Here is a 23920-nt window from a genome sequence, read left to right as displayed (position 1 = left end):
GACGGTTCAACTCGTTAGGAACAAAATGTGCTGTGTGGCAGTGCAATCGGAGCTGAATCACGAGGAAGGACCGGCTGGGTTCGTGGAGTAACTTCGGGAGCCCTAAGAGCTGGAATGGTCCCCTTCGACCCCTTCCGGCTCTCACCCACCACCGATTGGAGACGTAGATGACCACCCTCGAACTACCCGATTCAGCGACGCCGGCAGCCAGTCCACAGCGCGGATTGCGGGTGATCGGATACGCCCGAGTCAGCACCTCGGCCCAGGGCGAGCGGGGTCACGGCCTCGGCGCGCAGCAGGACACGATGCGGCGGTACTGCGAAGAGAACGGCTTCGGCCTGCTCACTGTGACCCATGACATGGTGAGCGGCGGCAGCAGCGAGAAGATGTTTGGCCGGGCCACGGCTATTGCGGCAATCGAGGCTGACATTGCGGACGCTCTGCTGGTTCGTGCGCTCGACCGGGCGACCCGCGACCAGCTCGACGCGGCCCAACTCTTCAAGCGCGCCAACAAGAACGGGTGGCGGCTGTTGGACTGCGACCGAGTTGACTCGGGCGACCCCAGCCAGCGCCTCCTCGCGGATATCCGCATCGCCGTTGCTGCCGAGGAGCGCCGCACGATCAGCGAGCGGACGCGTGAGGGGATGCGCCGAGCGAAGGCGCAGGGCAAGCAGGTCGGGCGTCGCTCCCGCATCAGCCCGGAGCTGGCTGCTGAGATTGTGTCGATGCGGCTTGAAGGTATGAGCGCGAGAGTGATTGCGGAGATTCTGACCGAGGCACGTATCCCCACGCCGGGTGGCGGCGAGCAATGGCACGACTCGACGGTGCGACGCACCCTCTCGCGGGAAGGGGTGGCCTGATGGGCGACTTCTGGTTTTGGTTTTGGTCGATCCTGATCTTCATCAGCGGCGGCGGCATCTCAATCATCCTTGCAACAGCAAGAAGTAGGACTCAATGGCGAACGTACGCAAGCTCACTCGACCCGACGGCACTCGCTTCTACCAAGTCCGGTGGAGGACGCCGGACGGGAAGCATCGCACTAAGGGCGGCTTCAAGACCCGCAAGGCAGCCGAGGACTACGCCACGGAGGTTGAGTACGCCCAGCAGCGCGGGACCACCTTCGACCCGAAGGCGGGCGGCGTGACGTTCCGGGCCGTCGCGGGGGAGTGGCTGGAGAGCCGCCACGACCTCAAGCCCCGGACCAAGGCTGGGTATGTGTATGCCCTCGCCCCAGCTGAGAGGCATCGGGGCGACGCTCGCGAGCTGTGCATCGACGCGACGTTCGGCGGATACCCGCTCAACAAGATCACCCGCACCTACATATCCGAGTGGGTCCGGCGGATGACTTCAGCGGGCAAGAAGCCCTCGACCGTCCGACATGCCTACTTCCTGGTGCGGATGGTCCTGGAACAAGCGGTCGTGGACGGGCGGCTCGCGGAGAATCCCGCTGAGTACGTGAAGCTGCCGAGCGAACGTAGTGCGTCGGGTGGCACGCCAGGCGTCGTGGACGATCCCGACCAGTTCCTCACCGCCGCTCAGGTTTCGGCTCTCGTTGAGGCGACGCCTTGGCCGTACAACGTGATGGTGCATCTTGCTGCTTGGTCTGGCCTACGGGCCGCTGAGCTCGCGGGACTCCAGGTTGGGGACGTCGAGTTGCCGGCCAAGACGATCAACCCCAATGCTGCGGCGAAGCCGGGACTGCTCCGCGTCGAGCGGACGGTGATGGTGGTCGGTGGGGTACTCGGCTACGACACGCCGAAGACCAAGGGCTCACGTCGTCGCGTCCCGCTGACGCCCGCGACGGTCGAGGTTTTGCGGGACTACCTCGCAGCCCATCCTCGTGGCGATGAGCCGGGCGCTCCGCTCTTCCCCGCGTCGGTCCTCGTCGCGTTGAAGCCGACCGGGAAGAGGGCCACCGACGAGAACGGCAAGCGCATTGTCCCGAAAGCGGAGGACGCCTTGGCTGCACTGACCGTTGAGGAGGCCGAGGCACGGTTGACATTGGACTGGGACAGCCCGTTCCGGCACCAGAGCTTCTTCAAGTCGGTGTACCGGCCCGCTGTGCTCCGGGCAAACCGGCTCACTCCCGACGCGGGACTTCCGCCCGGCCTCAAGTTCCACGCTCTCCGCCACACCTACGCCTCGTTGTGCGTCGCAGCAGGCATCCCGCCCTTGGAGATTGCCCGGTTCATGGGGCACTCGAAGGTTACGACCACCCTCAGCGTCTACGCGCACCTCTTCGAGGACGACCACGCGGACGCGATGGCTGCGCTGGCGGCGATGGGCGAGACACCCGAGCGGACGGACAACGTTGTGCCGATGCGGCGACGCGGGTAGCTACTTCGCTCGGTCCTTCCCCAGCCAGTCGCGCCAGTCTTCCGGCTCTGCTTTTGCCTTCGAGACTGGCGTGGCTGGGGTTTGAGAGACGAGCTTGCACTGCCAGCACTCGTAGCGGCCTTGCGCAACGTCCACGTTCTGTCGGGCGTTGCATCGTGGGCAGGTCACCGCTCGCATCCCAGGCGGGGCGGCAGGTTCTCCCGGAGAGACGAGCAAGGCCACGATGACCCCGATCACGCTGAAGAAGAAGCCCAGCAACCAGAACCCGCCCCGGCTAAGGCCCTTCTTTCCTGCGATCGAACTTGCGATTGCACCGCAGATCAGCCCGATGAGGATCGCCCCGCCCCCAAAGACGACCAACGCCCCCAGCGCCTCGTCGCTCATTGCGGGACTCCCGTCCGACCTTGTTTCGACATGGGCGGAACGGTAGTCCAACGTTGTTGCAGGTCAGGCGAATGTCATGCGAATAGATGACGCGCGTTGGTGTCGGACAAAGTGCCAGCCGTAACCCGTCCTACATCAGCACGGGTTACGGCTAGGGCGATGGGGCCGCGTCCCTAGAACAGTGATTCTTCGTCGGCGTCCTCAACTTCATCGGGGTCAAGCTTGGGCGCAGCGCTGGCCCCCGGCGCCCCGCAGAGTTCGAGTGCTCGCGTCTGTAGCGTTTCCGAGCGAGCCTCAAGGAATGCGTTGTAGTCGTCCTTCAGCGCTGCATCAAGTGCGGCTTCGGACACGAGATTTGAAGCGAGTCGATCTACGAGCGCTTCCCGGCCGTCTCTGTCGATAATTTCCTGAAGGTAGACGCTTGGAGCCTTATCACGGATCGAGATGTTGCTTACAGATGTGAGAAGAATGATGTTTGCAACGAGATGTGGCGTGCCCTTCCCTGCCGTTTTGAGGTAGGCCTGGGGGAAGAAGTGGTGAAACTCCTTATCGTTGCTCCATGCCAATGATTTGTCTGTATCAATGATCTGTCCACTAATTAAATCTCTCGGGGTGGCTGCAGATAGCATGAGCGCAACCATCTTTGCGGTTGCCGAGTTTGCTCGGAATTGCTTTGTTCGCCACAATCTAGACGTAGACGTGACGGCTCCGATGTCCAGTGGAGTTGCTGAAGAGGACCATTCGCGAATGGCGGCGATGTCACTGGTCATCTGGCCGGTATTCCATCCTCCAAAGTATCCTGAAAGAGTGGTCCGCCAGAACCAGTGACGAATATCTGAAAGCTGGTCTGAGGTAGGGCTGGGGGTCAATCGAAATATCTCGCAGAGGACAGCGAATTGGTTTGCGTAGGGAAGTGCCTCGTATCGAGGAACGCCGACTTGGGAAGCGAGGAAGTCGCAGGCTAGCCTCGCCGAAGTCTCTGTTGCCTGGACTGAGCCGACAAGGGTCTCCTCGTCTTTAGTGCGGAGCTCGTCGATGCTTTCGACGTTAAATGACCCTCCAGTTGATGCGCTAAGGGCGCGCAGATAAACCTTGTCGTCGAGGCCTGAGAATCGCTTCGGCTCTAGGGCTGCCCTCAGTTGTTCGACCGACTTTCCGAGATCAAAGTTTGTGCTCCACGTAGCGGCTCGCATTAGATCGAAGATCGTGAGCCGCGTCCCTGTCGAGTTGATCCTCTCGAAGATGGGCGCAACGTCGTGCAGCGACATGTCACCGAGTGTTACGAGTGGAACCTGATAGTCGGTGAAGCGGTCGAATAGCAGCTTGGCGGAATCTTTCAAATCTTGATCAGTAAGGGGTGCTAAGGAGCTCCAAAATTCCGATGGATCGGGAAGCCTGCGCATGGGTATCTGGTGGAGCGGGAGGTCATCCAAAGAATCGACGTGGAAGAACTCATTTTTCTTCAAGTCGAATGCGACGTTCCAAACGCTGTTCTTCTTGTCTGGCGTCCAGAACAATACGCCGCAGACGGTCGATAGGCGCTGCTGCCCATCGAGTAGGTAGTTCCAAGGGTAGTTCGGACTGCGGTCTGCAATTTCAAGATCGGCAATAGTCCGCCTGCTGGTGAGAGCCTGGCTGGATTCCCAGAGGAGGAGACTTCCAATGGGGTAGTTGCGGTATATGGAGTCGAGGAGCTCGATAATCTGGTGGCGCTTCCACACGAAAGGGCGCTGGAACTCGGGCAGCACGATGTCGCCTGACAGCACCCTGGCCGCTAGCTGAGTGATGCGTTCGGCGGATGGCTTTGGGTCCCGAACCTTCTTGGTCGGTTCCTTCGTGGTTGCTACCTGAACGGCGGCCCGGCTGTCTCCCATTGCGTGATGATCGCACGGCCTTCTGGCTGTGCCCACACTCGCGGCGTATTCGCGGCGTCTCCGGAAATGAAGAAGGGCGCTCCCGTGAAGAGGAGCGCCCCCTACCTGTTGAAATAGGAGAGCCGATGACGGGAATCGAACCCGCGTATTCAGCTTGGGAAGCTGATGTTCTACCATTGAACTACATCGGCACGCTGGGCATTTCCGCCGAATCGGCGGTGTAACACCCTGCGAGCGGCAACTCTAGCAGACGTCCCGATGTTCGTGCGTCTACCCTCTAGATCGTGCTTCTCTCCGATCGTGACATCCGTTCCTCCATCTCCAGTGGCCGTCTGGGCATCGATCCGTTCGACGAGTCGATGGTGCAGCCGTCGAGTGTGGACGTCCGGTTGGATCGTCTGTTCCGGGTCTTCAACAACACGAAGTACACGCACATCGACCCGGCGCAGCAGCAGGACGAGCTGACCAGCCTGGTCGAGCCGGCGGAGGGGGAGCCGTTCGTGCTGCATCCGGGCGAGTTCGTGCTCGGGTCGACCCTCGAGTTCTGTTCTCTGCCGGACGACCTCGCGGGCCGCCTGGAGGGTAAGTCCAGCCTCGGTCGTCTCGGTTTGCTCACCCACTCGACGGCCGGGTTCATCGATCCCGGCTTCAACGGGCACATCACCCTAGAGCTGTCGAACGTGGCGAACCTGCCGATCACCCTGTGGCCGGGGATGAAGATCGGCCAGCTGTGCCTGTTCCGGCTGACGAGCCCGGCGGAGAACCCGTACGGCAGCGCCGCCGTCGGCTCGAAGTATCAGGGCCAGCGCGGTCCGACGCCGTCGAAGGCGTACCTGAACTTCGCGAAGGCCCCGACGCCGTAGCCGCTCGCGCCATGCGGATCCGCGCAGGTGTGAAGACGCCGGCCCGAAGTTCGGGATTCGCCGGGCGTGCCCGGAGTCACGTCGAATTCGAGTCGAAGCTTCGGGCAACTCGTGGCGACACCTCCCGCGACGGAATGGCGCGAGGCGGCACCGTCCAGGTGTGTACCTGGTCGCACGCTCGAGCCCGTCGGCGGTCGGTGCCGTTCCGGGCTCGGCCACGGATGCAATGGCTAACGAACGGTTAATGAAGTGGGTGGCGTGAGCCGTCCCCGCCGAGTCTGATCTGCCCGAATCTGGGGCTGGTGCCGAGGCGACGGTTCGATAAGCTGCCCCGGGTTTCGCGTGCGCGCAATCGGGGGCGCACACCGTCAGACAAGGACGACTCGATGAGTGCGGTACTGGGAGTGTCGGTGGGGGCCAGTGCTGTCCGCATGGCCACCCGGTCCGGCTTCGACAATCCGCCGGGCATGCCGGCGGGCTTCGACCAGCAGGCCGTCGAGGTCGTGTCCGGGCCCGTCGAAGACGTCGCCGCCCAGTCCATCGGGGTGCTGCTCGAACATCAGTGGCACGGCAACCTCGAGGCCACCGCGGTCGCATACGGGAGCGGCGTCGAGGCCGACGCGATGCACGACGCGATGGCGCGGCAGCGCCTGCACAACTATCACCTGGTGCCCGAGTCGGCGGCCGTGGTCACCCTGCTCGAGAGCGTCGGCCAGCTCGGTCCCGACACCCACACCCTCGTCCTCTACGACCTCGGCAGTTCGGGCGTCACCATCAGCGTCGTCGACCGGTACTCCCGCAGCGTCATCGCGTGCGAGCGCAGCGACGTGGTCGGCGGCGACGTCTTCGACGCGTTGATCGCCGAGCAGCAGGTGCGGGAGCGGGGTCTGACACGTCCCGTCGACACCTGGGCGGCTGCGGAACTGACCGCCCGCTGCCGCACCGCGAAGGAACAGCTCTCCACCGGCGGCGCCGCGTGCGTGCCCGGCGACGGCGGGTTGATTCTGCTCAACCGGGAACGCTTCGAGGCGCTCGTCCGGGTGCCGGTCGAGAGCTCCGCCCGCCTGGCCCGCGAGGTGATCACCGCCTCCGGACGCCATCCCGACGTGCTGGTGCTGCTCGGCGGCGGCGCGCGCATCCCGCTCGTCCAGGGCGTCCTGCAGGGCTGGCTGGGGTTGCCCACCGTCCTGCCGCCCGAGCCGGAGATGGTTGCAGCGCAGGGCGCCGCCCTGCTGGCCACGCCGGTGGAAGTGCCACCCGAACCCGAACTGCCCGAACCGAACTGGAACGACGTCGCCCCCGTCGCCTCGCATCGGCGGCAGCGCGGCGCGTCGCGGCGGCAGCTCGCGCTGGCCGGGTCGGCAGCGAGCGGACTGCTGGTGGTCGCGGCCATCGGGCTGACCCTCGACCGTGGAGACGACGCCACCAGCCAGCGGGAACCGGCGGTCGCCGAGGCCACCGTGGCGCCCACCACGACGAGGCCGACGACGACGGCACCGACGACCACGACCACACCGTCCCCGACGCCCGTCGCCCCGGTCGTCACGTCGGAGCCCGAACCGACCACTGTCGCCGAGGCGCCGCCGGCGCCGCCCGGGCCGCGGTATCTGAACCTGCCGCAGCCGATCCAGATCGAGGTCCCGCCGGGTATCCAGTTGCCGCCCGGCATGATCCGCTGACCGCTGCCGACACCGGCACGAGGCGCGACCTGCGGCCACCGAATCCGACGAGTGAACGGAACGTTCAGTCGATCTGATCGACTGAACGCTTCCGTTCATTCGCGACGGGCGTGGCGGCCGCTGCCGCTGGCGGGCCGGGGCAGGGGCCGGGGTGCGGGGGGTCGACCGGGTGTGGTGGTTCCGCCGGGCCCAGGGGCGACGGCCGGGACGTGCGGGGGCGTGGACAGGAGGGGCTCGGCCGGGAAGGCCGGTGCGGGTGCGGCGAGGGGGACCTGCGAGCGCGGCGGCCGGGCCAGGGCGACGGCGATGGCGGTCGTCAGCGGCACCGACAGGGCCAGCGCGATGCCGCCGACCGCCGAGCGCAGTATCTCGATGGCGACGGCGTCGCCGGTGAGCACGTCGGTGATCGAGCGGCCCGCCACCGAGAACAGCAGCAGCAGCGGCAACGCGCCGCCAGCGTAGGCGAGCACGAGGGTGTAGACGGTGCTGGCGATGTGGTCGCGGCCGACCCGCATCGCGGCCGAGAACACCGACCGCCGGTTCGCGTCGGGGTCGAGGTGGGCCAGCTCGAACGCCGACGACGCCTGCGTGATCGTGACGTCGTTGAGGACGCCCAGCGAGCCGATGATGAACCCGGCGAGCAGCAGCCCGGTGATCGAGACGTGCCCGATGTAGGTCTGCACGTTGGTGTTCTGTTCCTCGGACAACCCGGTGAGGTGGGTCATCTCGATCGCCGCCCACGACAGCACCGCCGCCAGCGCCATCGACGCGAGCGTGCCGAGCAGGGCCGAACTGGTCCGCAGGCTCACCCCGTGCGCCAGATACAGCACCGCATACAGGATAATCGCGCCGCCGACGAGCGCGACCGGCACCGCGGGCTTGCCGTCGAGCAGCGCGGGGAGCATGAAACCGACCAGTACCGCGAACGCCACCAGAATGCCGAGCAGGGCGCGGAATCCACGCCACCGCGCGACCACGATCACGACGATCACGAACACCAGCACGACCGCGAGCAGCGACCAGCCGCGCGCGTAGTCCTCGAACGAGTACGCGGTGGCGCCGGTGTTGTCGGTCTGCCGCACCAGCCGGATGTTCTCGCCGGCCACCAGGTTCGGTTGTCCCGGTCCCGGTCCGATCTCCAGCAGGGTGCGGGTGCCCTCGTTCGGGCCCGACTCGATCGCGACGACGCTGCGCTGGCACTCGTACGAATTGTTCGGTGGGGGAACCGGATTGCCGGTGAACGGGCGCCCGACCGACGGGCTGCCGCAGGGGCCGAAGTCAGATGTGACGACGGATCCCGCCTCGGTCGCCACGGCGCCGCCGCCTGCGGTCTGGAACGGGAGGGGGATCTCGACGCTGTGCCGGCTGGGCCACAGCGCGATCGCGCCGATCACCACGGCGAGCCCGATCGCGGAGAGCAGGCCGACCACCACGCGGGCGGCGACGGGGCCGACGGGGACGGGACCGGTGTGGCCGTGGCCGTGACCGTGGCTCATCGAGTGGATGCCTGACTCCGCATGGCGTCAGGGTACCGAGCGCCCGGGGACCGTCCGGTCGGCGGGAACGCGGACCGGACACCACGAGGGCGGAGGTGAAAGAGAGGATCCCCCCAGCAGGGTGGCGGGGTACAGGGGGGTGTCTCCCCGCCACCGGCCCGATTGCACACAGGGGGGGAGGTGCAATCGAGCGTGCTGGACACCATTGGTGTCGTGTCCGAATCTACCGTGTCTTTCCGGATCTGTCTCACGGGGGGTCGAATTTCGTGTCGGAGTTCAATCGATACGCCGTGAATCCGGAACTGTCGACCCGAGATCGCAGGTCAGAACGATTCGCGGTGCACGGCCTCGGAGAGCGGACGGCCTTCACGCCACCCGAACCGCACCAGGTCCGGGGTCTCCTGGAACTCCGAGACCGGCCCGACACACAGCCACGCGATCGGCCGGATCGGGGCCGGGACCTTCACCAGCGACGTCAGGTAGTCCTCGTCGTAGAACGAGACCCAGCCCACGCCGATCCCCTCGGCGACCGCCGCCAGCCAGATGTTCTGGATCGCGAGCACCGCGGAGAACACTCCGGTGTCGTCGACGGTGTGCCGGCCGAGGATGTTCGCCCCGCCCCGGCTCGGGTCGTAGGTGACCACGACCCCGGTCGCGGACTCGCGGATGCCCTCGATCTTGATCGGGCTGAACGTCTCGCGACGCTCCGGCGGCAGCGAGTCCGCGAAGTTCCGGCGGCAGGCGGCGACGTGATCGGCGAACGTGTCGAGGGTGTCGGGATCCTGCACGACGACGAAGTCCCACGGCTGCGTGTTGCCCACGCTCGGGGCGTTGTGACCGGCCTGCAGGATCCGCGTCAGCTGCGCGTCCGCGATGCGCTCCCCGGTGAACTCCGCGCGCACGTCGCGCCGCATCCGAATCGCGTCGTACACCGACAGGGTGGGGCCGGACTCGCTCGGCTGGGCGGGGCTGCTGTTCACATCGGAGGACACGCGATTCACGGTAACCGATCAGGCCCCGCGGCCTGTCCCGGCAGTCGACCCGTTCCCCGACGGTAGCCTCGAGCGGTGGTGTTCCCGACGTTCGATGTGCCCTGTCTCACGGCCCGGCAGATCGTTCCGGCGGAGCCGATCACCGCGACGGTGACGACCGGTCGGGATACCCTGCCTGCGTGGTCGGGTCACAGGTCAGACGGTGGATCGGAATCTGCGCGGCCGTCGTCGTCGCAGGTGTCGCCGTGCTGACGGGCGGCGCCGCGAGCGCCGACCCGGCCCCCGCCCGGGTGGGCGCCGACGGCACCGCGCTCACCCTCGACGGCGAGCCGTGGTGGCCGGTCGGGCTGAACGCCTACCAACTCGCCACGAACTGGTCGATCAACCGCGGATGCGGCGCCCAGGTGGACCTCGACGCGTACTTCTCTTCGCTCCCCGGGGTGACGCTCACCCGATTCAACGCCTTCTCGGCGCTCGCCACCAACAAGTTCACCGGTGCAGTGGATTTCGCGCCCATCGACGCGGTGTTCGCCGCGGCGGAGCGGCACGGGCAACTCGTCGTCCCGGTGCTGACCGCGCAGGACGGTGCCTGCGAGGACGACGTCTTCAAGCAACGCGACTGGTACGCCACCGGCTGGCAGCAGCAGGCGCCCGGCATGACGATGTCGTTCGCGGACTGGGTGGGCACCGCCGTGCGGCGGTGGCGGACGTCGCCGGCCCTCGCCGCCTGGGAACTCGTCGGCGAACCCGAGACCAGCGTGTGCCCCGGCGGCGACTGCGACTTCGGGAACCGGGTGTGCCCGCCCGACGCGGCCGAGGTCCTGCGCACCTTCATGGACGACGCCGGTGAGCGGGTGCGGGCACTGGATCCGCAGCGGCTGATCACCGCCGGCCTCACCGGTGGCGGCCAGTGCGGGACACAGGGCGACGAGTACCGGTACATCGGTCGGTCCCCGAACGTCGACGTGCTCCAATACCACGACTACGGCGCCGACGGCGTACCCCTGCCCGGCGACCAGTGGAACGGGCTGGCGCGCCGGATCGACCAGACGACGGCGCTCGGCAAGCCGCTCCTCGTCGCGGAGATCGGCCAGGCCGCGGGCAGCTGTCTGTCACTGTCGCAACGAGCGCTCGACATCGAGACCAAGATCGTCGGGCAGCGTGCCGCGGGCACCGCCGGTGCGTTGCTGTGGGCGTTCGTGCCCGACCCGCGTCACACCGAGTGCACCTTCGACATCGGTCCCGGCGATCCGTTGTTCCGGCTGCTCGGGCCGGGGAGGCCCGCACCCGCCTGATCTCACTCGGGTTCGGTCGGGTTGTTCAGGACCCGGTACAGCCGCCAGTCCGGTTGGTCCGCACCGTCGTTCGGGATCGCCAGCTCGAGCATCGCGATCTGCGCGCCGTTGTCGTAGATCGTCGGGTACCGCCGGTTGACCGCGTCGGCCGTGCCCCGTCCCTCGTTCGGAACGGTGAGGATGTACTGCACGCCGTGCGCGGCCGGCTCGCTCAGAGCGGACACGAAGTCACGGTCGGAGGGCAGCACGAAACGTTTGGGATAGTCCGACGCCGCGACCACGGCGAACCCGTAGAGCGTGTCCACCAGGATCGATCCATCCGGCAGATCCATCGCGTCGAGACGATCGGCAATCTCGCGTTCGGTGGCGAACGACCGCAGGATACTCAGCTGCCGGTCCTGCTCGGTTCCCTCCTGGGGATCGAACGGCAGCAACGCCCCGACGGCGTACTGCTGCACGGACAGTCCGCGGCTCTCCATGCCGACCGCGGTCAGCGGCACGCTCACGGCGAGCAGCACCGTCGCCGCCACCGCGACAGCACGCAGACGTGGGCCCTGCATCTCATGCGGCTCCGTGAACGCGCCCGGCCGGCGCGCACCGAGGTCGCCGCGCGCGGGGCTGACCTGGAAGGCGTAGATGCACATCAGCGGGATGACGCAGATGTAGAAGCGCAGAAACGGGAAGGTCGTGCCCGTCGCATACGAAACCACTTGGAACGCCAGCACGGAACCGAACAGCAGCGTCGCCGCCAGCACCTCGAGATCCCTGCGTCGCACCGCGAGCACGGCGACCGCCGGGACGAGCAACGGCAGCGCGGGCGCGAGCACCAGCAGCTCGGCGGCCGAGTACGCGAACGTCGCCGGCCCCGAGGTGGCCGGTCCGCCGGACTGTTCGAGGATCGCCGTGTTCCCGTAGACGGAACTGAACTGCGCGAAGGCCTGACCCGTCAGCAGCCAACTCGTCGCCGCCCACGCCAGGAACGCCAACGCGCCGGGAGCCGCCAGGATCACACCGTCCATCAGCGCGGTCTGCCACCGGTGCGTCGACGCCCGCCGCCAGGTCACCAGCGCGACGAAACACGCGCCCAGCGCGATCGGCACCACGGCGTCGTACCGCGTCAGATACGCCAACCCGAGGGCCACACCCGAGCCGATCAGGTCGTGCACGTCGTCGGTCGTGGTCCACCGGATCAGCCGCCGCGCCGCCCAGCACATCAGGAACACGAACGGCGCCTCGCTCATCCCGGTCGCGCCGTAGAACACGATCATCGGATTCGCGACGAACAGCACGGTGATCACGATCTGCTGCCACCGCGGCACACCGCGGTCCCCGCCGATCGCCCAGATCTGCACCGCCGCACCGGCCATGAACAATGCCGACATCACCACACCGGCCATCCCGTACCGCGTCAGGCTCGGGAAGTACGAGTTGAACGCGGCCAGCGGCACCTCGACCAGCGCCGTCATCGGCGTGAAGATGAAGCCGATGCTCGCCAGGTGGGGGTCGCGGCTGAACAGGACGCCCTGCGCGGACTGGACCCGGCTGAGCGCGTCGCCGAGCAGGAAGCCGTTGTGCACGGCCAGCACGTATCCGACGACCAGATACAGCAGGGCACTCGCCGCGTACACGATCAGGGCGGGGCTGCGCAGCATCCTCATGGCGTCGGCCCGCCCGCCCGCGTGGCGGCCGCACCGGCGTGGTCGTCGACCCCGCCGCCGTCGAGACCGTGGAACGTCTTCTCCCAGTACGACGGACGGAACAGCAGCTGCCACACCCCCTTGATCGCGGCGATGCTCATCAGCAACCAGTACAGCGGCACCGTCAGGCACGACAGCAGCAGTCGCGGCGTACCCGTCTCGCGCGCCCCGATCAGGTTCATGTACATCGTGGCGGCGTTGCCGAACACCAGGCACACCAGCGCCGGGTAGTACACGGCGGGCGGAAAGATGCTGCCGATCAGGATGGGTTGTCCGAGCAACCACGCGATCGTGATGAACCAGAACACCATGTTCAGGCAGGCGATCAGCGGCGTCCCCGCCAGCAGCAGGGTGAACCGGACGAACGGCCACGCGCCGATCGCCCGCCACAGCTTCACCGGGTGCCGGGTGTGCACCAGCCACGTCTGCAGATAGCCCTTGTACCAGCGCGAGCGCTGACGCAACCAGTTGATCGGGTCGCTGTTCGCCTCCTCCAGCGTCGTCGACTCCAACACCGCGGTCGTGTAGCCGTTGGCGGCGATCCGCACACCCAGATCGGAGTCCTCGGTGACGTTGAACGGATCCCACGCTCCGATGTCGTCGAGGACGGCGCGGCGCAGGTGATTGGACGTGCCGCCCAACGGGATCGGTGCCTTCAGCCGCATCAGCCCCGGCAGCAGGTAGCTGAACCAGACCCCGTACTCCACCGTGAACCAGCCCGTGAGCAGATTCTGCGAGCCGTTGCGGTACGCGAGCTTCGCCTGCACACACGCCGCCCGATCGTCGAGCATCGCGAACGTCGCTGCGACACGGCGCAACTGGAGCGGCTCGGGCAGGTCCTCGGCGTCGTAGATGGTGATGATGTCGCCGGTCGCGAAGTGCATGCCGTAGTTGCACGCCTTGGGTTTCGTGCGCGGCTGGGACTCGGGAACCAGGACGACGGTGACGATCTCGTCGACACCGACCGCGCGGGCCGCCTCGATCGTGACGTCGTCGTCCTCCTCGAGCAGCAGCAGCACCTGCAGCTTGTCGCGTGGATAGTCGAGGCGGGCGAGCGCGCCGATCAGCTGCCCGATCACCTCCGGCTCGTGATACGCGGGCACGAGCACCGTGTACGGGGGCAGGTCCTCGTCCGCGATCGCGCGGGCCTCGTCGTCGGTGACCCGGATGATGGCGTCCGCGGCCAGCCCCTTCCGGAAGATGACCAGACGGTCGCCCAGCGTGAGCACGTACGCGATCGTGCAGATGCCCGTCATCAATGTCAGCGTGCCGAGCGGGGACACGACCATGCACACCACGAAGATCGCCACCAGCACGATCAGCAGGTTCCGCTGCCACGGCACGAACGGGACCGCGGCGGACGCGTCGGGGTTCCGCTCCCGCAGACCCTGCACGGCGTCGTGCAGTGCGCGTTCGCGGAACTCGGCGGACGCTGTCGCCGGATCGGGTGGCGGCACCCGGCCGACGTCCGGAGGAGTCATCCGAACTCCTCCCACTGCCGGGCGACCACATCGCGGCCCAGGGCGGACAGCAGGTCGACATCCTTGTAGTCGGGGTTCGCGTCGACCTCGACGGCGTTGCCCCGGAACAGCACGTTCACCGTCTGAGATGCCACCGATGCGGCCTCCGGGTCGAGATCGGGGAACCGGGCGTCGGGCTCGTGGTTGTCGACGGCGATGAGGTTGACCACCTGGACCGTCCCGTCACCACGAGTCCAGTCGAAGTGAAGCTTCGTCCAGGTCAGGAACAGGTCCTGATCGACGATCGTGTACAGCAACCCGGTGACCCCCGAGCCGAGGTCGACCCGCACGATCGGAGACCGGCGGCCGCTCAGCGTCGAATACAGGGTCTCACCCGGAAAGATGTTGAGAGAGTCCGGATCGTGGGTGAGCAGCGAGTCGACGACCACCGTCCGGCGCCGGCCCTTGTCGTCCCAGGCCGGATTGACCTCGTCCGCGGTCCAGGTCTGGCGGACGATGGCCGCGTCCGGGCCGAAGTACCGGTCGGCCCAGTCGTACCCCGCGAAACCGGTCTGCGTCCAGCCCGAGGGAGTCGCCAGGCCGGGGGCGTCCGCCGGGGGAGGGCCTTCCGCGATCGGGATGTTCAGCTCCTTGGGAAGAGGAATCATCGCCAGCACCGCCGCCGTCGCGGTCACGAACAGGGCGGTCTTCCACGGCCGGGTCACCGGCGACGGCCGCTCGGGGCGCAGGGACCAGTTGACGTCCCGTCGCCGCACCGACCAGCCGAGCATCGTGAACGCCACCACGGCTCCGGCCGTGACCGGCGCCAGCCGCGAGGACAACGGGCCGAGCAGTTCGGGCCGGCCGGCCAGCAGCTGGACGGCGAGCAGCGCAAGCGAGAGCGTCAATGTCCCGAGGAAGCCGATCCAGCCCAGCCGATCGGTACGAGCGACGGCAACCCCGATGCCGATCGAGATCAGCAGCGTCGACACCAGCGCCACCGAAACCCACGTTCCCCCGAGCCATGTGACGGCGATCCGGTAGCCCAGGGGAGAGACCAGGACGAGCAGGAACCAGATCGGCCAGAACCGGCCGGCGGGGCGCAGCCCGAACAGGAGCACGCACGCACCGAACAGGAAGAGGAGCAGGGCGAACAGGTCGGTGCGCAGCAGGTAGAAGGTGTCCCGGTAGCGGGGCACGAGCAGCCCGTACGTCGCGACCGACAGCGCCAGCGCGATACCGCCGACGATGACGTCCACCTCACGATCGTGGATCGGCAGCTCGTCGTGCTTGCGGCGCGTGATCCCGATCGCCATCGCCAGCACCACGAGCGGCACCATCAGCAGATAGCCGAACAGGCCGCCGGGCAGGGTGTCGATGGTGGTGCGGGTCAACGACTCCCAGAACGCGATCCCCGTGAGGACCGCGATCAGCGCGAACCGCGCGACGATCGTGCCCAGCACCCGGCTGCCGGTCGGCTCCGGCGCCACCGGCACGGGCACGGATGTCGTCGTCATCGAGCGCTCGACTCAGGACTTCGATCGGCGCCGGGTGCGGATCAACAGGGCCGCCGCGACGGACACCCCGGCCAGCAACAGGAGCCCACCGGCGGCGAGCACTCCACGGACCACCCCGGTGGTCTCGTCGACCGTCGGCGCGGGTTGCTCGGCCGACACCGTCACCGGGTCGCGGTCGCCGGTCTGGAACAACGCATCACCGGACAGCGAGGACCACCGGTTCCGGTCCGCCGACAGCCAGTCGAGGATTCGGTCCACGCTCTGCGGCGCGTCGGTGGACGTCGCCACCAACAGCATCCGGTCGTGGTCGTCGTCCCACGCGGCCTGGAGGGAACCGAACCGCAATCCCGGCACGTCCACCGTCTCGGGCGCGGTGTCCGCGGTCAGGTTCGTCAGTTCCACCGTGTCGTCGCCGGTCACCCGCAGCGGCAGCGGGACCGAGTCCGGCAGACCGCCGTCCGCGGCGATCAGGATCGCCGGGCTGTCGGAGTTCACGGCCGTGTCGAGGTCGACCAGCTCGGGCCGGAACGGGGTGACGGTCAGCCCCTGCAGGCCGGTGACGATCGTCATCGCCCGCCGCGCATCGGCGAATGTGCCGTCCTGCAACCCGATCTGGGTGGTGGGCATCAGGGACTGGGGCAGGGCCTGGAAGCCTCCCGGCTGCGGTGGGAGGGTGGTCTCGCTCCGCACCGCGCCCGCGGGATCGAGGCTCAGCGTCACCGGCTGGGTCGAACCGCAGGTCATGGCGCCCGCCACCTGCAACGTGACCACGAGCTCGGTGTACCGCGACATCGACTCCGGAGGAATCGTCACCCAGCGGTCGATGCGGCCGTCCGCGTCCACCGGCCACCGGTCGAGGGTCGTGTCGCCGACGGTGATGGTGATCTGCCCGTTCTGGGTGTTCGGCAGCGGCGTGTAGTTGCCGATCAGGTGTACGTCCACCGGGCCTGCCGGTCGGCCGAGCTTGGTCTGGTCGATCCCGATCCGCACCTGGACGCGGCCGGTCGACGTCGCTGTGAGCTTGCTGGCGCCCAGGTCGCCGAGCGTCGTCAGGGAGGGTGCGATGCCGGGCGCTGCGGCCAGGGAACCCGCGGTGGCCTCCGTGGCGACCGTGATCGTGGAGAGGTTGCTCGTCAGCAGCCGCGTCTGATTGAGCAGTCCGTCGGCCCTACCGGTGAGTGTCAGCACCGGAACCCCGGCCGGTGACGTGGTCAGGGTGGTGGAGTTGACGTCCGACTCGGTCACCACGACCTGGCGCTCCAGCCGGCCGACCGGATCGGTGGGCAGTGCCGCGCCGGGTGCCAGCGCCCGCAGTTCGATCGCCGGGTCCTGGTTGGCGTAGCGGGCGGCGATCGCGGCGCCGAACTCGAGCGCGGCCGCGGTCACGTCGTGCGTCGGCTCCGGCGGCACGTATATCGACAGGCGCGTGAGCACCGGCGGGAGGTAGTCCGCGAGAACCGTCGGCGGCGCCTCGTCACCGGTGTAGTCGACGGTGGCGTTCACGATCGACAGCGACCCGTCGGACCAGTCGTCCGCGCACCAGAAGTCGTCCACCGGTACGAGATACGAGCGGAGCGTCACCTGCGCAGCGTTGTTCACGACCGCGGCACCCGCCAGCGGCAGCGTGACCTGTGCCGTCGGTTCGCCGGACGGCACCTCGACCCGCCCGAGCACCCGGCCGCCCGACAGCACGTCGACCCACCCGCGACCGGCACCCGCCGGCACCTGCAGTGTGCCGCGGAGGGCTGCCGGACTGAGCCCCTGCGGGACCGGGATCTGGAGCGTCACCTCGTCGGTGCGGCCCGAAAAACTCAGTGTTCCAACGCCGCTGACCGTCGACAGGGGCAGCGACGCGTCCTGCCGGACGGGGGCGGCCTGTGCCGTCGGCGGGACGACTGCCACCATTGCGGCAGCCACCCCCGCGACGACGATCTGAGGCACGAGTCGAACTGTCATGCGTGCAGCGCTCCGTACTGGGTAGGGGGCGGTTCGCGAAACACCCTACGGTCGGGACCATGCGCATGAATGTCCGACGCGCGGACTCACGGTGAATCCGCTGCGGAATCGTTACTGGCTGTAGCTCGCGAGGAAGTTGCCGAATCGTTCGATCGCGACGGCCAGATCACGGGCCCACGGCAGCGTCACGATCCGCAGGTGGTTGTGGTCGATCCAGTTGAATCCGGTGCCCTGGACCATCAGGATCTTCTCCTGCAGCAGCAGGTCCTGCACCAGCTTCTCGTCGTCGTGGATCTCGTACACGTCCGGGTCCAGCCGCGGGAACGCGTACAGCGCGCCACGGGGTTTCACACACGAGACACCCGGGATCATGTTCAGCCGCTCCCACGCCACGTCCCGCTGCTCGAGCAGCCGGCCGCCGGGCAGGATCAGATCCTCGATGCTCTGGTAGCCGCCGAGCGCCACCTGAATCGCGTGCTGCGCGGGCACATTCGGGCACAGCCGCATCGACGCCAGCAGGTTCAGGCCCTCCAGGAAGCTGGTGGCGTGATCCTTCGGGCCGGTGATCGCCACCCAGCCGGACCGGTAGCCGGCCACCCGGTACGCCTTCGACAGGCCGTTGAACGTCAGGCACAGCAGGTCCGGCGCGAGCGTCGCCAGGGAGATGTGCTTGGCGTCGTCGTAGAGGATCTTGTCGTAGATCTCGTCGGCCAGCAGCAGCAGCGAGTGCTTGCGCGCCAGCGCGACGATCTGGGTGAGCACCTCCTGCGAGTACACCGCGCCGGTCGGGTTGTTCGGGTTGATCACCACGATCGCCTTGGTGCGCGGCGTGATCTTCGACTCGATGTCCGCGATGTCCGGGTTCCAGCCGTCGGCCTCGTCGCACAGGTAGTGCACCGGGGTGCCGCCCGCGAGCGACGTCGTCGCCGTCCACAGTGGGTAGTCCGGTGCCGGAATCAGCACCTCGTCCCCGTTGTCGAGCAGCGCCTGCATCGTCATGGTGATCAGCTCGGACACGCCGTTGCCCAGGTAGACGTCGTCGACGTCGAGATCCGGGAAGCCCGGCACCAGCTCGTAGCGGGTGACGATCGCGCGGCGCGCCGACAGGATGCCCTTGGACTCCGAGTAGCCCTGCGCGGTGGGCAGCGCGGCGATCATGTCGCGCATGATCACGTCCGGCGCCTCGAACCCGAACGGGGCGGGGTTGCCGATGTTCAGCTTGAGGATGCGGTGCCCCTCCGACTCCAGCCGTGCGGCGTGCGCGTGTACCGGGCCCCGAATCTCGTACAGCACGTTCTGCAGCTTCGCGGACTGGTTCAGGACGCGCGGCTGGATGTGGGCGTGGTGGGAGGGCTCCGATGCGGTCACCCGACCATCGTGCCACTGTCGGTAAAGCGATTTTTGGCCGGGGGAGCGTCGCGGGCGGCACGAAACGGCCGATCGGGGCAGTTCAGGCGTGGTTGCGGGGCGGTTCCGCACCAGGCGAAACGGGGCCGCGCCGGTGATGGATTGCGCGCGGGAGTGCGCGGGCTCGCGCGCTGGGGGATGTAGCAGGGGGACACACATGTCGGAATTCAAGGTCGACCCGGACGACGTGGATTCGTTCGCGGCGACGCTGGCAACACTCGCGTCGCAGACCCAGCAGGCCAAGGACTACCTGCACAAATGGCTGCAGATCGGCTACGCGGAGGGGCGGATGTTCGCGCCCGTCGTCGAGAAGGTCTCCGACGTGCTCGCTGAGCTCGACCCCGCGTACACCGGCCTGGCCACGCTGAGCGCCGACGCCGGCGCCGAACTGAACCGCGCGGCGCGGTCCTACCGCGAGATGGACGCCGCCAACGCGGCGAACCTCGACGCCGCGTACGAGGTGGCCTGATGGCGCCGAACCCGCTCGAGCACCTGACGGACCCCACCGCGACCGATCCGGTGCCGGACCTCGTCGAGAACATCATCGGTGGATCGCAGTACATCAGCGCGTCGTACTGGGTCGGGCAGGTCGCGGACCTCGTCTGCGGCACCAACCCGTGGGAGTGGGTCGCCGAACAGTTCGCCGGCGACTGGGAGGTCGTGAGCAAGGCGGGGCACGCACTGGCCAACCTCGCCGAGTACAACCGCACCTGCGCCGACGTGATCCGCAGCGGTGTCGACGGGGTACGGCACACCTGGGACGGCAACGCCGCCGATGCGGCGGCCGCCTACTTCGCGGAGCTCGGTGCTGCCGTCAACGACCAGGCGAGGGTGGTCGAGCAGATCGGCGACCAGCTCACGGCCATGGCGACCGGCATGTACGAGGCCGCGCAGGGGCTCAAGGGGCTGTGGGAATTCCTGATGGACCTCCTCATCCAGGCTGCCGTGGAGATGGCTGCCGCGGCGGCGACCGGGACGACGGTGATCGGGCCCCTGCTGGTGGGCGCGGTTGCCGCGGTGACGATCACCAGGGCGATGGGTGTGTGGGGTGAGGTGCTGACCCTTCACTCGAACACCTGGAACGCGGTCCAGGGTGGCGTCGGCGTGATCGCGGGCACGCTCGGGGGCCTCCACGATCTCGATGCCAACCGGCTTCCGGTCCGTTCCTACGACCATCCGGGGGTCTAGATGACAACGCCGGACGAGACTCCGCTCGATGTCGCGCGTGGTGACCGCGCCGTGTCCGCTCACCTCGCATCGAGTCTGAAGCTGCTGGCGGCGAAGAGCCGTGACGCGGACTTCACGGCAGCGACCGCGGAGGTCGTCGCGGGCAGGCGCAGCCTTCGCGACCTCGCCGCGTCGCCCGTCTTCGATCAGGTGCTCGGTCCGCTGGTTCGATCGTTCGCCGAGCAGTACCGGCAGCTCGACGAGTCGGTCCGGGAGGCGTTGGCGGACGAAGGAGAGCGCAGGCTCGACGAGCTCGGGCGAACACTCGACCGGCGTCGTGACGCGGCCACGTCCGACGACGACGGCGACCGCCCGATCCGAGGTATCCTCAGCTCGGATTGGTGACCGGTCCACGCTCGGATCGAGTCGATCCACCCGAGGCGAGCGCGGCCACGAACTTCGGGTCCGGATCCTCCACGATCAGACCCGAGCCGTCGGGCGCCGCGTGAATGCGCAGCAGCCGCGGCAACGATCCGACGACGAACGGGACGACCGAACCCAGGGCCAGCGCGAAACACGCGACGAACGGCCATGCCAACGCCGGGTTCGGGCCGGACGTGACCGCGACCGCCGCGGCGCCGATCCAGCCCAGCAACGCGCCCACGAGCATGGCCAGGAAGAGCGTGAAGTAGCCGCGGCGACGACGGTCGCACGCTCGGCACACCGGCCAGCGCGTTCTGACGACGACGGCCCGCTGCGCGTCCTCGGAGAACCCGGCCGCGGTCGAGAAGATGTTGGCGGCGAATCCGAAACGCCGCGCCGGGGTACGCGAGGCCACCGGCCTCGTCCGCGCGCCCACCGAGATCCGTCGAACCTGCGGAAGTCCGTGTGCCGTGCAGACCTTCGGCGTCGGACAGGCAAGGACGTACCAGTACGGGCCCCTGCCGTGCTCGGGTCCCTCGGGCGGCACCCCCCGCCCGGCGAGCGCTCGAATCGGCAGCACGATCGTGTTCCCTGTTCCCCCCATGCCCGACATCTTGGCCTATTCCGCGTGACCGGCGGTCAGCGGAGGAGGATTCTGGATTGTGGCGCCACGTACGGACCACACGGAAGCGGCCATCCCATGAGTGCACCCGGCATTCCCCGTCCCGCCCCGGTCGACCTCGCCCACCACACCCACCTGACCGGGGTGTTCGCGCCGCAACGCGAGGAGGTCGACGTCCACGACCTCGACGTCGTCGGCGAGATCCCCGCGGACCTGCACGGCGCCTACCTGCGGAACGGGCCGAACCCGCGCTTCGACCCGATCGGCCGGTACGTGTACCCGCTCGACGGCGACGGCATGGTGCACCGGATCGAACTCGAGGACGGCCACGCCCGCTACACGAACCGGTTCGTGCGGACCCCGATGGTCGTCGCGGAGGAACGTGCCGGGCACGCCATCTGGGGCGGGGCCACCGACCTCTACACCCCGGACGCCGACGAGGTCGGGCCCGCGCTCGCGGGCACCGCACGCGAACTTCCCGACATCAACGTCGTCCGGCACGGCGGCCGGCTGCTCGCGATGGCCGAGACCACCCGGCCGTACCGGCTCGACCCCGACGACCTGACCACCCTCGGCCCCGACACCTGCGACGGGGCGATGCCGATCGGCAGCACCGCACACCCCAAGATCGACCCCGTCACCGGCGAGCTGGTGCTGTTCAACTACCTCCTCGAGGCGCCGTACCTGACGTGGTCGGTGGTCGCCGCGGACGGGTCGCTGTCGCGTCCGCCGACCGTCGTCGACGGCCTCGACCGGCCGCTGATGATCCACGACATGGCCCTGACCGAACGGTATGTGGTGCTGGTGCTGTGCCCCCTGGTGTTCGACATGGCCGGCATCCTCACCGGCGGCTCACTGCTGGACTGGCGGCCCGACGACGGAACCCGCGTCGCGTTGATCCCGCGGGACGGCGGACCGGTGCGGTGGGCGAGCTGCGAGGCGTTCTGGGTGTGGCACTTCGCCGGCGCCCGGGACCTGCCCGACGGCCGGGTGCAGGTGGACTACGCGCACTGGGAGTACCCGGCCGCCTTCACGACCGCGGAGGCGCAGTGCCGCGGCGGCCTGGTGCGCGCGCGGATCGACCCCGACCGCGGCCGCGTCGACCGCGAGGTCGTGTGCGACCGCGACATCGAATTTCCGCGCGTCGACGACCGGACGCTGACGCGGGCCGCCGGGCCGCTCGCGTCGATCGGCAAGCGCGGCTCCCGCGACGGGCACATGGACTCGCTGTGGTTCTTCGACCCCGACGCCGGCACCGAGACGTCCTGGGACGCGGGTGCGCTGTCCGTCGGTGAGCCGATCTTCCTCCCCGGCGCAGAGAACGACTACTGGGGCATGCTCGGCACCGACCGCGGCACCGTCACTTCGTGGTTCGTGATCCTGCCCGCCGACGCCCCGGAATCCGGGCCCATCGCCAGGGTTCGGATGCCGATCCGCGTGCCCTCCGGGCTGCACGGGGCCTGGCTGCCCGCGCTGTGACCCATTCGTCGGGTTGGACGGCTTGTGGGGTCCGCCGCGGTTAGCGATACTTACCGCCGCGTTAAACAAGCACAGCGCGCGGACATCGGGGGGATGGAGTGACGTGACGTCGGATCTTCGTGCAGTGGGTGGGAACCTCACGCCGACGACGCCTGGGGTGCCGTGGCGGGATTCCAGGCGCTATCTCTGGTTGCTCGGGCTGCTGGCGCCGCTGAGTCCGTTCGCGGCGTGGGCGCTGGTGGAGCTGTTCGGGCTCGGGTTGTTCTGGGCCGCAGGTGCAATCCTGCTGGTGGTGATCGTTCCGCTGGTCGACCTGGTCTCCGGGCTGGACAAGTCCAACCCGCCCGAGCACGTCATGGCCGCGCTGGAAGCCGACCGGTTCTACCGCTGGTGCACCTATCTGTTCCTGCCGTTGCAGTACGCCGGCCTGGTGTTCGCCTGCTACATGTGGACCACCGCACCGATGGGCTGGCCGGAACGGTTCGCGATGGCCGCCACCGTCGGTGTCGTCGCGGGCGTCGGCATCAACGCCGCCCACGAACTCGGCCACAAACGTCCCCGGCACGAACGGTGGTTCGCGAAAATCGCGCTCGCCCAGTCCTTCTACGGGCACTTCTACGTCGAGCACAACCACGGGCACCACCTGCGCGTCGCGACCCCCGAGGACCCGGCATCCGCACGCTACGGCGAGTCGTTCTGGGCGTTCCTGCCGCGGTCGGTGGTCGGGGGCATCCGCTCCTCCTGGGGGTTCGAGAAGACTCGACTGGCCCGGCGTGGTCGACGCACGTGGAGCATCCGCAACGACGTCCTCAACGCCTGGGCGATGAGTGTGGTGCTGCTCGCGGTGCTGATCGCCGCATTCGGGTGGAGCGTCGCACCGTGGCTCGTCGTGCAGGCCGTCCTCGGGGTGACGTTCCTCGAAGCCGCGAACTACCTCGAGCACTACGGTCTGCTGCGGCGCAAGCGGGCCGACGGACGCTACGAGCGTGTCGCACCGGAACACAGCTGGAACAGCGACCACGTGTGCAGCAACCTCTTCCTTTACCACCTGCAGAGGCACAGCGATCATCACGCAAACCCGTTGCGCCGCTACCAGACCCTGCGATCGATGCCCAACGCGCCACAGCTGCCCGCGGGGTACGCGGTACTGATCCTGCTGGCGTTCGTGCCGCCGCTGTGGCGGCGGGTGATGGACCCACTGCTCCTCGAGCACTACGACGGCGACCTGTCGCGCATCAACGTCCACCCCTCGCTGGCCGCGAAGTAGCTGCT

The 23920-nt window shown here is 68.1% G+C and carries 20 protein-coding genes and 1 tRNA gene; 10 read left to right on the top strand and 11 right to left on the bottom strand.

The genetic code is table 11. The annotated features are described in order from the left end of the window. Positions 1 to 167 precede the first annotated feature (167 nt). Together ACWEPG_RS22400 and ACWEPG_RS22395 are read left to right on the top strand one after the other, a co-directional pair. Complete coding sequence (locus ACWEPG_RS22400) at positions 168 to 860, top strand: recombinase family protein (RefSeq protein WP_452595358.1); 693 nt, start codon at positions 168 to 170, stop codon at positions 858 to 860. A gap of 94 nt (positions 861 to 954) precedes the next feature. Further along, the gene (locus tag ACWEPG_RS22395; protein ID WP_452595357.1) at positions 955 to 2337 is read left to right on the top strand and encodes a site-specific integrase; all 1383 of its coding nucleotides are present in this window, start codon (positions 955 to 957) and stop codon (positions 2335 to 2337) included. Here the strand turns inward: ACWEPG_RS22395 and ACWEPG_RS22390 are convergent, their stop codons facing one another. From ACWEPG_RS22390 to ACWEPG_RS22380, 3 genes are all read right to left on the bottom strand, one after another. Beyond that, positions 2338 to 2721 (bottom strand): hypothetical protein, encoded by a 384-nt coding sequence (locus ACWEPG_RS22390; protein ID WP_452595356.1) that lies wholly within the window; start codon positions 2719 to 2721, stop codon positions 2338 to 2340. 173 nt (positions 2722 to 2894) lie between these two features. Further along, on the bottom strand, positions 2895 to 4595 hold the full coding sequence (locus ACWEPG_RS22385) for a GmrSD restriction endonuclease domain-containing protein (protein ID WP_452595355.1): 1701 nt from the start codon (positions 4593 to 4595) through the stop codon (positions 2895 to 2897). A gap of 120 nt (positions 4596 to 4715) precedes the next feature. Next, a tRNA-Gly gene (locus ACWEPG_RS22380) sits at positions 4716 to 4786 on the bottom strand. 93 nt (positions 4787 to 4879) lie between these two features. On the opposite strand from ACWEPG_RS22380, the gene dcd reads away from it, so the two are divergent. Together dcd and ACWEPG_RS22370 are read left to right on the top strand one after the other, a co-directional pair. Continuing rightward, on the top strand, positions 4880 to 5458 hold the full coding sequence (gene dcd, locus ACWEPG_RS22375; protein ID WP_450113943.1) for a dCTP deaminase: 579 nt from the start codon (positions 4880 to 4882) through the stop codon (positions 5456 to 5458). Positions 5459 to 5844: 386 nt separating this feature from the next. Beyond that, positions 5845 to 7137: an Hsp70 family protein gene (locus ACWEPG_RS22370; protein WP_452595354.1), complete on the top strand. Its 1293-nt coding sequence runs from the start codon at positions 5845 to 5847 to the stop codon at positions 7135 to 7137. Positions 7138 to 7232: 95 nt separating this feature from the next. Here ACWEPG_RS22370 and ACWEPG_RS22365 read toward each other — a convergent pair whose 3' ends face one another. Beyond that, positions 7233 to 8633, bottom strand: coding sequence for a YibE/F family protein (locus ACWEPG_RS22365; RefSeq protein WP_452595353.1), 1401 nt, complete (start codon positions 8631 to 8633; stop codon positions 7233 to 7235). A gap of 323 nt (positions 8634 to 8956) precedes the next feature. Further along, on the bottom strand, positions 8957 to 9565 hold the full coding sequence (gene bluB, locus ACWEPG_RS22360; protein ID WP_450114047.1) for a 5,6-dimethylbenzimidazole synthase: 609 nt from the start codon (positions 9563 to 9565) through the stop codon (positions 8957 to 8959). Positions 9566 to 9804: 239 nt separating this feature from the next. On the opposite strand from bluB, the gene ACWEPG_RS22355 reads away from it, so the two are divergent. Next, positions 9805 to 10920 (top strand): beta-mannosidase, encoded by a 1116-nt coding sequence (locus ACWEPG_RS22355; RefSeq protein WP_452595352.1) that lies wholly within the window; start codon positions 9805 to 9807, stop codon positions 10918 to 10920. 2 nt (positions 10921 to 10922) lie between these two features. On the opposite strand, the gene ACWEPG_RS22350 is transcribed toward ACWEPG_RS22355, so the two are convergent. The 5 genes from ACWEPG_RS22350 to ACWEPG_RS22330 all read right to left on the bottom strand — a co-directional run bounded on the left by ACWEPG_RS22350 (position 10923) and on the right by ACWEPG_RS22330 (position 18918). After that, positions 10923 to 12572: an ArnT family glycosyltransferase gene (locus ACWEPG_RS22350; protein ID WP_452595351.1), complete on the bottom strand. Its 1650-nt coding sequence runs from the start codon at positions 12570 to 12572 to the stop codon at positions 10923 to 10925. A 2-nt stretch (positions 12573 to 12574) separates the two neighbouring features. Next, on the bottom strand, positions 12575 to 14098 hold the full coding sequence (locus ACWEPG_RS22345; RefSeq protein WP_452595350.1) for a glycosyltransferase: 1524 nt from the start codon (positions 14096 to 14098) through the stop codon (positions 12575 to 12577). Further along, positions 14095 to 15594, bottom strand: coding sequence for a hypothetical protein (locus ACWEPG_RS22340; RefSeq protein ID WP_452595349.1), 1500 nt, complete (start codon positions 15592 to 15594; stop codon positions 14095 to 14097). Before ACWEPG_RS22340 ends, ACWEPG_RS22345 begins: the two co-directional genes overlap by 4 nt. Before the next feature lie 12 nt (positions 15595 to 15606). Continuing rightward, entirely contained in the window at positions 15607 to 17550 is a 1944-nt protein-coding gene (locus ACWEPG_RS22335; RefSeq protein ID WP_452595348.1) for a hypothetical protein, read from the bottom strand. A gap of 111 nt (positions 17551 to 17661) precedes the next feature. Beyond that, positions 17662 to 18918: a pyridoxal phosphate-dependent aminotransferase gene (locus ACWEPG_RS22330; RefSeq protein WP_450113935.1), complete on the bottom strand. Its 1257-nt coding sequence runs from the start codon at positions 18916 to 18918 to the stop codon at positions 17662 to 17664. Between the two features lie 196 nt (positions 18919 to 19114). Here ACWEPG_RS22330 and ACWEPG_RS22325 point away from each other — a divergent pair, with 196 nt between their 5' ends. Genes ACWEPG_RS22325 through ACWEPG_RS22315 form a run of 3 tightly spaced genes read left to right on the top strand, consistent with a single transcriptional unit; the run spans position 19115 to position 20529 of the window. After that, positions 19115 to 19426 (top strand): type VII secretion target, encoded by a 312-nt coding sequence (locus ACWEPG_RS22325; protein WP_452595347.1) that lies wholly within the window; start codon positions 19115 to 19117, stop codon positions 19424 to 19426. Further along, on the top strand, positions 19426 to 20145 hold the full coding sequence (locus tag ACWEPG_RS22320) for a WXG100 family type VII secretion target (protein ID WP_452595346.1): 720 nt from the start codon (positions 19426 to 19428) through the stop codon (positions 20143 to 20145). Before ACWEPG_RS22325 ends, ACWEPG_RS22320 begins: the two co-directional genes overlap by 1 nt. Continuing rightward, the gene (locus ACWEPG_RS22315; RefSeq protein ID WP_452595345.1) at positions 20146 to 20529 is read left to right on the top strand and encodes a hypothetical protein; all 384 of its coding nucleotides are present in this window, start codon (positions 20146 to 20148) and stop codon (positions 20527 to 20529) included. On the opposite strand, the gene ACWEPG_RS22310 is transcribed toward ACWEPG_RS22315, so the two are convergent. Continuing rightward, a complete protein-coding gene (locus ACWEPG_RS22310; protein WP_452595344.1) occupies positions 20513 to 21151 on the bottom strand; it encodes a hypothetical protein in 639 nt (212 codons plus the stop codon). The two genes, ACWEPG_RS22315 and ACWEPG_RS22310, sit on opposite strands and share 17 nt — an antisense overlap. 96 nt (positions 21152 to 21247) lie before the next feature. Here ACWEPG_RS22310 and ACWEPG_RS22305 point away from each other — a divergent pair, with 96 nt between their 5' ends. Together ACWEPG_RS22305 and ACWEPG_RS22300 are read left to right on the top strand one after the other, a co-directional pair. Continuing rightward, positions 21248 to 22648 carry a carotenoid oxygenase family protein gene (locus ACWEPG_RS22305; protein ID WP_452595343.1) on the top strand — a complete coding sequence of 467 codons (1401 nt, stop codon included), beginning with the start codon at positions 21248 to 21250 and terminating at the stop codon, positions 22646 to 22648. Positions 22649 to 22772: 124 nt separating this feature from the next. Then, positions 22773 to 23915, top strand: coding sequence for an alkane 1-monooxygenase (locus tag ACWEPG_RS22300; RefSeq protein ID WP_452595342.1), 1143 nt, complete (start codon positions 22773 to 22775; stop codon positions 23913 to 23915). Positions 23916 to 23920: the final 5 nt, after the last annotated feature.

The sequence above is a fragment of the Rhodococcus sp. NPDC004095 genome (assembly GCF_053604015.1).
This window is presented reverse-complemented; position numbering and strand designations above follow the sequence as displayed.